Raw genomic sequence first — 8,595 nt, forward strand, 5'->3', positions numbered from 1 at the left:
ATGTTTCCCGTCTGCGTTTTATTTTCGTCGGAGGCGTGCGGCATGGGAAACATCGGGAACTATCATGAGACGTGCCAACATTTCCAATGGAACGTCCCGGAAAACTTCAACTTCGGAAGGGACGTGGTCGACCGGTACGCGAAGGACCGGACCAAGCTCGCCCTCTTCTACGAGGACACCAAAGGGCACAAGACGAAATACACCTTCTGGGAGGTGAGCCGCCTCTCCAACCGCGTCGGGAACATGCTGCGCGACGTGGGCATGAAGAAGGGCGATCCGATCCTCGTGCTGCTCCCGAACATCCCCGAATGGTTCTTCACCGTGGTCGCCGGCAACAAGATCGGCGCCCTGGTGATCCCCTGCTCCGACCAGCTTCGCCCCAAGGACCTGGTGTACCGGGCCCTCCACTCCGGCGCCCGGACCATCGTGAGCTGGGACGCCAAGACCGCCGAGGTGGACGAGATCCGGCGGGAGTGCCCCGACCTCGTGAACTTCATCTGCATCGGCGAAAAGCGGGAGGGGTGGATCTCCTTCGAGGAGGAGGTGGCGAAGGCCTCCCCCCGGCTCGAGATCGTGGACAACAAGGCCTCCGACCCCGCGCTGGTCTACTACACCTCCGGGACCACGGGGCTCCCGAAGGCGGTGATGCACAACCACTTCTACACCGGGGCCCACTGGGTCACCGGGAAATACTGGCTCGACCTCAAGCCCACGGACCTGATCTGGTGCATCGCCGGGACGGGCTGGGCGAAGGCCGCGTGGAGCGTCCTGTACGGCCCATGGAACAACGGCGCCGCCACCCTGGTGATCAACGCCCCCTTCGACCCCAAGCGGGCCCTCTCGCTGATCGAGGAGTACGAGGTCGGCGTGCTGTGCGCCCCGCCGACCGCCTACCGCACCTTCGTCAAGGAATACCTCGGAAAGTACAAGGTCCCGAACCTGCGCCACTGCGTCGGGGCGGGCGAGCCGCTGAACCCCGAGGTCATCAAGGCGTGGAAGGAGGCCTTCGGGCTCACCATCCACGACGGCTACGGGCAGACCGAGGCCATCAACCTGGTGGCGAACTTCCCCGGGATGCTCGTCAAGCCCGGATCGATGGGCCTTCCCGTGCCGGGGCACCACGTCTCTGTAATCGACGAGGCCGGCAACGAGGAGGCGCCGGGGGAGGTCGGGGAGATCGCGGTGAAGAATCCCCCGCCGTGCATGTTCATGGGGTACTGGAAGGACGAGAAGCTGACGAAGGATTGCTACCGGGGCGACTGGTACCTCACCGGGGACCGGGCCTACAAGGACGAGGACGGTTACATCTTCTTCGTCGGGCGCGGGGACGACGTCATCATCTCCTCCGGCTACAGGATCGGCCCGTTCGAGGTGGAGAGCGCGCTGCTCGAGCACCCGTCGGTGGCGGAGTCCGCGGTGGTATCCTCCCCCGACCCGATCCGCGGGGAGATCGTCAAGGCTTACGTGGTGCTGCGCCAGGGCATCCAGCCGACCGAGGGGCTGAAGAAGGAGCTGCAGGCGCACGTGAAGAACGTGACCGCGCCGTACAAGTACCCCCGGGACATCTCCTTCGTGCAGGACCTGCCGAAAACCACCTCGGGGAAGATCCGGCGGGTCGAGCTGAGGGCGCGGGAGTGGAAGAAGGACCCGGCGTGATCCGGGGGATCATCTTCGACTTCGGCAACGTCATCAGCTCTTTCGACACCGGCCGGTTCCTCTCGCGGCTGAAGCGCTGGTCGGGGCTTCCGGTCGAGTCGCTCCGGGAGACGGTCTACGGCTCCGGGCTCCATTCGCGGTACGAGCGCGGGGAGGTTTCCTCCGAGGAGTTCCACCGTCTCGTCGCGTCCGCGACGGGGGCTGTCGTCCCGGACGAGACCTTCGCGGAAGGGTTCGCCGATATCTTCACCCCGATCGAGGGAACCGGGGAGATCGTCCGCGGGCTGAAGGGGAAATACCGGCTGGGGCTGCTTTCCAACACGAACGAGTGGCACTTCCAGCGGCACATCCGGAAGGTGCCGGTCTTCCCGCTGTTCGACGCCGTCACCCTGTCCTTCGAGGTCGGGGCGCTCAAGCCGGATCCTGCGATCTATCGCGACGCGCTCCGGAAGCTCTCTCTCCCGCCGGAGGAGTGCGTTTTCATCGACGACATCCCGGAGTACGCGGACGGCGCCGCCGCGCTGGGCATCCGCGGAATCCGGTTTTCCGGTCCCGCCCGGCTGCGCGAGAAGCTTGCGGAGCTGGGGGTCTTTCCCGCCTAATCCCCGGCCGGCTCCAGCCCCCGCTCCTCGTCCGGCTCCTTATCGGCCTCCGGCGCGGGGCGGGTCGCCCGGTCGACGATCGCCGGCGCCCCGAAGGCGTCCCGGTCCGGCGTCACGCGGAGCTCCCTGAGCTTGCGCGCCGCCGGCAGGACGCGCGACTCGTACGAGCCCACTGCGTTGTTGTACGCGGAGACCGCCTTGTCGAGCCCTTCGCGGATGCGGGAGAAATGCTCCGTGAACTTCCCGATCCGGTCGTGCATCTCCTTTCCCAGCCGGCTGATCTCCTGCGCGTTCTCCGCGACCTCCTCCTGGCGCCACCCGTAGGCGACGGCCTTCAGCAGCGCGATGAGCGTCGTCGGGGTGGCGAGGATGACCCGCTCGCCCGCCCCGTACTCGAGCAGCCCCGGGTCCTGCTCCAGCGCCGCGCTGAAGAAGGTCTCCCCCGGGAGGAAAAGGACCGCGAACTCGGGCGCGGGAGTGAATTGCTCCCAGTAGCTCTTCGACGCAAGGGCGGCGAGGTGCGCGCGGACCTGCCGGGCGTGGTCCTTCATCCGCGCCGCCCGGACGGCTTCGTCCGTCGTCTCGATCGCCTCGAGATAGGCCGACAGCGGCGCCTTCGCGTCCACCACGACGTTCCGTCGGTTGGGAAGCCGGACGATCATGTCGGGGCGCAGACGTCCCTCTTCGCCGGCCTGGCTCTCCTGCTCCACGAAGTCGCAGTGGGCCAGCATCCCGGCGATCTCGACGACGCGCCGGAGCTGGATCTCCCCCCACCGGCCCCGGACCGAAGGCGCCCGGAGCGCCTTCACCAGGTTCGACGTCTCTTCCCTCAGGCGAAGCTGCGTGTCCGACAGCGAACGGATCTGCTCCGTCAGGGCTGCGTCCGCCGCGGCCCGGGCCCGGTCGAGCCCCGCGATCTTCTTATCGACTTCCTGGAGCGATTCGCGCATCGGCAGGACGAGGGCGTCGATCGCCTGGCGGCGCATCTCGAGGTCGCCCCTCGCACCCTCCTGGTATTTCTCGAGGGTCGCCTTCGCCAGGTCGAGGAAAGCCCGGTTGTTGCTGTTCAGCGCCTCCGAGGAAAGCGCCTGGAACGCCTCCTTGAGCCGCTCCTGGTCCTTGAGCCGCTCCCGGAGGGCGGCGATCTGCCCGGCACGCAGGAGCCACCCGACGGCGACCCCCGCCGCAAAGGCGGCCGCCGCCAGGAGCGCCCCCTCGACCGTCATCAATCCTCACCCGCCGGCTCGAACTTCACCTCGATCGGAGCCATGGACACCCCGTCAGGGGCGGCCCCCCGCGCACGCACCACGGAGATCCTCCCGGCCGCCTGGTCGTCCGCCAGCGCCTGGAAGAACGCTGCTTGGGAGATCGTCCCTCCAGTCGCATTCTGGAAGGCCGTGAGCCCTTCCGCCGTCTGGACGTTGAGAGTTCCCAACGTCACATATCTCCCGATTGCCGCATCCGTGAACGAATCCACCGGCCCCTGGAGGATATGTTCGCTCGGTGCGAGCGGCGCGATCCGGGTCACCCGGGTGGCGACGATTGCGGCCGGAGTCGTCGTGTTGTCCAGGTAAGCGGAGACCTTCAGGAAGTCGCCCGCGGCGATGTTCCCTGGGCCGAAGGTCTTCAGGTTGTCCCTGTCGTCATGGAACTGCGTCAGCTCGTTCAACACCACCGTTTTTCCGAAGACCGTCAGGTTATCCAGCGTCACCGTTACGGCAGTCGCCTGCCCCTCCAGCCGAACGTTGCTGGCGCGGCGGAATTCGAGCTTCGCCGCCGCGAGCGACCCGTCGGCCATGCGGATCCCTTCCGCCTCGATCCTGGTGCCGGTCCGGATGGATGCCTGCGTTCCTCCCTCGAACACTGTCGCCGCCACGGTCCAGTTCACGGTCTGGGCTCCGGTGGGACCAAGCAGGACGAAGCTTCCGCCGGCGCCGGAAGTCAATACCGGCGCGCCGATGAAGCCTACAAGCTCGGCACGGTCGCCGGCGGGCTGTCCCCTCGTCGGGTCCTCGAGAGCAACCGATGTCGCGACGAGGACGTTGTCCGGCGCCAGGGATCCCTTGATCTCGACGAAGCTCCCCGCGATGACCCCCGCCGGCAGCCCCCCCGTTATCCCGCCGAAATTCACCGTCTTGCTTCCGATGACGAAAGTCGTTCCTGCGGGAGTCCCCGCCACCGCTCCCCGTAGCTGGACCTCGCCCCCCGCAAGCCGGTCGTCCGCCCGCTTGTTGACGAAGGTGGCGTGTATCACGCCGTTGTTGTCCGGAGAGCCGTGCACTTCGATTTCGGGGTGGGCGACGTTCGCCCCCTGAAGGGTCGCGATGTCCGCAAGCCCTCCGATGCCGTTGTCGTACACGGTGGATTCGTCGACCCGTATCTGCTGCCCCATGATCCTCAGGAGGCCCGCCGCAAGGTCGACCCCGTTGTCGTCCAACGGGCCGTCGACCTGGCGGAGAATCTCGATGTCGTCCGCCCGGCCCGTGCCGTCACCGACCGTCCCGGTGACCGCGACCATCATCCCGGCCTTCAGGTCGGCCTTCCTTCTTCCCGCATCGTCGAGCACGAGCTCGGCCGGAATCGTCGTGTCGTCGAACCGGACGCCGTTCACGATCACGCTGCCGAATCCCGTGACGGGCCCGACCCCGGTGCCTCCCGTCCCGCCGCCCGCGACATCCGTCCCGCCGCCGCACGCCGCAACCGCCGCCAGGGAGAATAGAGCGATCCCCGCCCGAATCCATCCTGCCATCGTCCGGATATCCATCGCTCCTCTTCCCCCTTTCTACCCCTTTCTATCTTCAAACCCTCCGCGCATCAAGAGAAGTTGTGCGCGGCGGGGAGCCCCCTCAGGGCGCCCGGCCGCGGCGGGGCCGGGCCGAAGCCCGGACCCCGCCGGAACGGACGCCCGAAGCGTCACTCGATCTCCGCCTTGTTCGCCGTCAGGGTCCCCGAGGCGAAGGCGCCCCGCGCCTTGACGACGGTCACGCCCGGCCGCAGCGATCCAAGGAACACCGGCGCGCTGAGCAGGTTCTCGTCGTCGTCCCGGAATTCCCCGGCGCCGGACACGTTCACCGTAAGCCCGCCCGGCAGCGGCTTGCCCAGTACCATCGAGGAGCCGGTGAGCGACATCACCTTCCCCTGGAAGATGTGCTGGTCCGCGGCAACCGGGTTGGAGGACTGCAGCTCCGTCGCCGTAAAGGAGGTGTTGTCCTGGTTCATGAAGCCGCGGATCCTCACGCCGTTCCCGGGGGCCAGCGTGCCGAGCAGCACGGCGTTCTTCGTCTTCGAGGTGACCTGCACCGTCTTTCCGAAGACGGTCAGGCTGTTCGCGGCCACGGCCTCGACGTTGGTCTCGATGCGCACCGAGTCCTTGAACTTGATCTTGTCCACCAACAGAGTATTGTCCGCGAGCCGGATGTGCCCCTCCGCCTCGACCTTGACGTCGTTGACAAGGTCCGTCACCAGGCCGCCCTCGAACCGCGTGGCCTGCGTGGTCTCGACGGGTTTCCCTTCGACCAGGAATGTCCCCGGAGTCGCGACGAAATTCGACACGAACCCTTCGACCTGCATCTCCTGCCCCTCTCCCGCCTTGAACTTGTCGTCCTCGACGTCTTCCCGCTCTACCCGCGTCGCGGCCGTCCCGGTCAGGTGGATCTCCACCGTCTCTCCGACCTCGAACGCCCCGTGGGGAAGCGCCGTGTTGTTGTCGAAGGAGAACGTCAGCGCGCTACCGCCGATCGTGAAGGTCCCGGCGGTAGTGCCGACCTTCGTGGCGACCACGCCCCTCAGCTCGTCCCCGAGGGGATTCGCGTTCAGCTTCTCCACCCGCGTGGCGAGGATGTCCCCCGTCACGTCGCGGGCGCCGTGCACTTCAACGTTGTCCCCGGCCACGATGCCTCCGAGGCCGGCCGCGTTGGCGAACACCGTTCCGCCGTCCACGAACACCGCCTGACCGAGAACGGTGAGCGAATCCGCCCCGACGGCCGTGACGGCGCCGCGGACCTCGTTTTCCACCTCGATCTCGGCCGCCGAGCCCGAGACGTCGTCACCCCTTGCGCCGCTCACCTTGACCATCATTCCGGGCTGAAGGAACGCCGCGGTCTTCGGCGTGTCGTCCGCCGTGATGTTCGCGAGGGTATCCTCGAACTTGATCCCCGCGACGGTGATGCTACCCAGCGCCGTGATATCCCCGTTTGCTACCACCGGGGTGCCCGCACCGCCCCCTCCACCGCCGCAGGCTCCGACCAGCATCGCCATCGTGCCCGCCGCCGTGACCGCCAGGATATATTGCGCCACCTTTCTCATCGTTCCCTCCTTTTCGCTTCGAAGCGGTTTCACAGGTTATCCCGGACGACGGCGATGTCCCCCGGGCCATGTCGCCGGCCCTCCTTACCGGTCTCCTTCCTTCCGATCACCTTCTTTCCAGTCTCCTTCGAACCAGTAGATGCCCAGCCCCGCCTTGCGCCGCCCGGTCCCGCCGACGGCCGGGTTCACGTCCCGGTCGTTTTCGGCGAGGCGGCGGTCCGTCTGTTCGAGGAATTTCTCCGCCCGGGAGGCGATCTCCCGGCGAAGCCGCTCCACGGCCTCTTCCGGGAGGTTGTCGTACAGCGTTTTCCGCTGAAAGAACGCCGCTCCCGGCTCGGCGCCCAGGTTGTGGTCGATGGTTTCGATCAGCGCCGCGACATCGGTTCCCAGGATCCCGATCTTCTCGCCTTCTCCCATTGAAGGAATGTATGCCCGGTCGAGGAGGCGGAACCTTCCCGGCTCCCCCTGCTCCACCACCCCGACCCGGAGCAGCTCGTCGAGGACCGACCTGGGAGGAACGTCGCCGCCGTACTCCTTGACCAGCGAGGCAAACGAAGGCATCCCGCCATCCGCCGCCAGTACCGCGGGGTTTCCGTCCGCGTCGTGGTAACGGGCGTCCCGGATCCACCCGGAAAGCACCCGCACCGCGCGGTTGTAGCTTTGCTCTGTTTGGGAATCGTCGGGCTTCGGAAGGCGCGCCACCCGCAGCACTTCCTTACGTGAAAGCCCTGTTAGAACGGAAACTCTCGAACGGGTCTGCTTTCTTCCCGGTATGCCGAATTCCGCCTGTGCGACGTCTATGTACACCCGCTTCGCCAGGTCGGCGAACGCCCGGAAAGGGATCCCTTTCCGAAGGAGCAGCCGGACCAGCGGAGTGAGGAGCCGGAGGATCGCGGCGTATATGGACTCGTGTGTTTTCATAATTGGGAATCATTTCCCAATTATGGGATTCAATAATCCGGGGGAAGTTTCTTTTTGGAAATATTTCCCGAAAGCGATTCCGGATTTAACGATTGACGGGGATGATCTCGATTTCCATTGCGATGCCGCTCGCGGGCGGATCGATTCGTGCGGATGCGCTTATGAACACGCCGTTGCGGACCTGGACGACCGCGCCGGAACCGATAATCGACAATCTCTGGAAAAACGCCGCGCGGCTTTCGAGGGCGACACCTCCCCGGTCGAAGTAATCGGTGTTCGCCTCGTCGGTGGTGACGGTCACGCCGAGAATCGAAAGGGAGGTTGCGCCGACCGGGATGGCGGGGCCCTGGAGATCGACGCGTCCCGCGGTCCCGGCGAGGCGGTCTACGCGGGCCGCCACGACCTTCCCGGGAGCGACGGCGTTGTCGAACCACCCGATCGCGCGGACGGTGTCGCCGGCGGCCAGGCCCGCCGGACCGAACCCGTCCCGGATCCCTCCCGTGGCGTCCCGGAAGATCGTGTACCCGTCGGTCTCCACCGTCTTTCCCAGCAGGGTGAACGTGTCTCCGGCCGCGGGCACATCTCCCGGGTTCCCCTGCAGCGCGACGTCGTGCGCCGGGAGGACCGTCACGGAGGAGGCGTTGACGACATCGCCGCCGGAGCCGCTCACCGTCCCCCGCAACCGGACCTTCTTCCCGATGCCGAACGCCTCTCCGCCGGCCGCGACCCCGCTGTTCACGGCGATCGTCCCGCCGGGCACGGTCGCCGTGAAGGCGGAGGGAATCCCCGCCGTCACGTACCCCTCCAGCGCGACCCGATCGCCGGAGCCCCCGAGCGACACGTCGAACACCTCGATGCGGTCCGCGGTCCGGTCGGTCCGGAGGACCCCGCTCCCTCCGACGGCGTCGATCCGCCCCCGTACGTCCACCACCTGCCCGTTCGCGAGCCCCGTGGCGGGCCAACCGATCCGCCCCCCCGCGGGCAGGCCGGTGAAATTCACCTGCTGCCCCCCTATGCGGAAGGTGCTCGTCGCGGCGTCGAACTCCCGGATCGTCCCCCGGAGCTCCGCGTTGTCGTCGGCCACGACATTGTCCTGTACGAGCCCGATATA

At 66.9% G+C, this 8,595-nt stretch carries 7 protein-coding genes; 2 read left to right on the forward strand and 5 right to left on the reverse strand.

Annotation, left to right across the window (positions count from 1 at the left end; translation table 11 throughout):
- Window positions 1-42 precede the first annotated feature (42 nt).
- On the forward strand, window positions 43-1,656 hold the full coding sequence (locus tag AB1346_01175) for an acyl--CoA ligase (protein MEW6719040.1): 1,614 nt from the start codon (window positions 43-45) through the stop codon (window positions 1,654-1,656).
- Window positions 1,653-2,258 (forward strand): HAD family phosphatase, encoded by a 606-nt coding sequence (locus AB1346_01180; protein ID MEW6719041.1) that lies wholly within the window; start codon window positions 1,653-1,655, stop codon window positions 2,256-2,258. The genes AB1346_01175 and AB1346_01180 overlap by 4 nt, the downstream gene beginning before the upstream one ends.
- On the opposite strand, the gene AB1346_01185 is transcribed toward AB1346_01180, so the two are convergent.
- From AB1346_01185 to AB1346_01205, 5 genes are all read right to left on the reverse strand, one after another.
- On the reverse strand, window positions 2,255-3,484 hold the full coding sequence (locus AB1346_01185; protein MEW6719042.1) for a DNA recombination protein RmuC: 1,230 nt from the start codon (window positions 3,482-3,484) through the stop codon (window positions 2,255-2,257). The genes AB1346_01180 and AB1346_01185 overlap by 4 nt on opposite strands.
- A complete protein-coding gene (locus AB1346_01190) occupies window positions 3,484-5,022 on the reverse strand; it encodes a DUF5666 domain-containing protein (protein MEW6719043.1) in 1,539 nt (512 codons plus the stop codon). The genes AB1346_01185 and AB1346_01190 overlap by 1 nt, the downstream gene beginning before the upstream one ends.
- A gap of 149 nt (window positions 5,023-5,171) precedes the next feature.
- On the reverse strand, window positions 5,172-6,563 hold the full coding sequence (locus tag AB1346_01195) for a DUF5666 domain-containing protein (GenBank protein ID MEW6719044.1): 1,392 nt from the start codon (window positions 6,561-6,563) through the stop codon (window positions 5,172-5,174).
- 84 nt (window positions 6,564-6,647) lie between these two features.
- Window positions 6,648-7,484 carry a DUF6502 family protein gene (locus AB1346_01200; protein MEW6719045.1) on the reverse strand — a complete coding sequence of 279 codons (837 nt, stop codon included), beginning with the start codon at window positions 7,482-7,484 and terminating at the stop codon, window positions 6,648-6,650.
- An 85-nt stretch (window positions 7,485-7,569) separates the two neighbouring features.
- A partial coding sequence (locus AB1346_01205; protein MEW6719046.1) for a DUF5666 domain-containing protein occupies window positions 7,570-8,595 on the reverse strand: 1,026 nt, incomplete at its 5' end.

The sequence above is a fragment of the Thermodesulfobacteriota bacterium genome (assembly GCA_040758155.1).
Classification (GTDB): Bacteria; Desulfobacterota; Deferrimicrobia; order Deferrimicrobiales; family Deferrimicrobiaceae; genus UBA2219.

What these genes read in the sequence shown, in the direction of transcription:
- AB1346_01175 (MEW6719040.1), top strand. Translation starts at nt 43, where the DNA reads ATGGGAAACATCGGGAACTATCATGAGACGTGCCAACATTTCCAATGG.
- AB1346_01185 (MEW6719042.1), bottom strand. Translation starts at nt 3,484, where the DNA reads ATGACGGTCGAGGGGGCGCTCCTGGCGGCGGCCGCCTTTGCGGCGGGG.
- AB1346_01190 (MEW6719043.1), bottom strand. Translation starts at nt 5,022, where the DNA reads ATGGATATCCGGACGATGGCAGGATGGATTCGGGCGGGGATCGCTCTA.
- AB1346_01195 (MEW6719044.1), bottom strand. Translation starts at nt 6,563, where the DNA reads ATGAGAAAGGTGGCGCAATATATCCTGGCGGTCACGGCGGCGGGCACG.
- AB1346_01200 (MEW6719045.1), bottom strand. Translation starts at nt 7,484, where the DNA reads ATGAAAACACACGAGTCCATATACGCCGCGATCCTCCGGCTCCTCACT.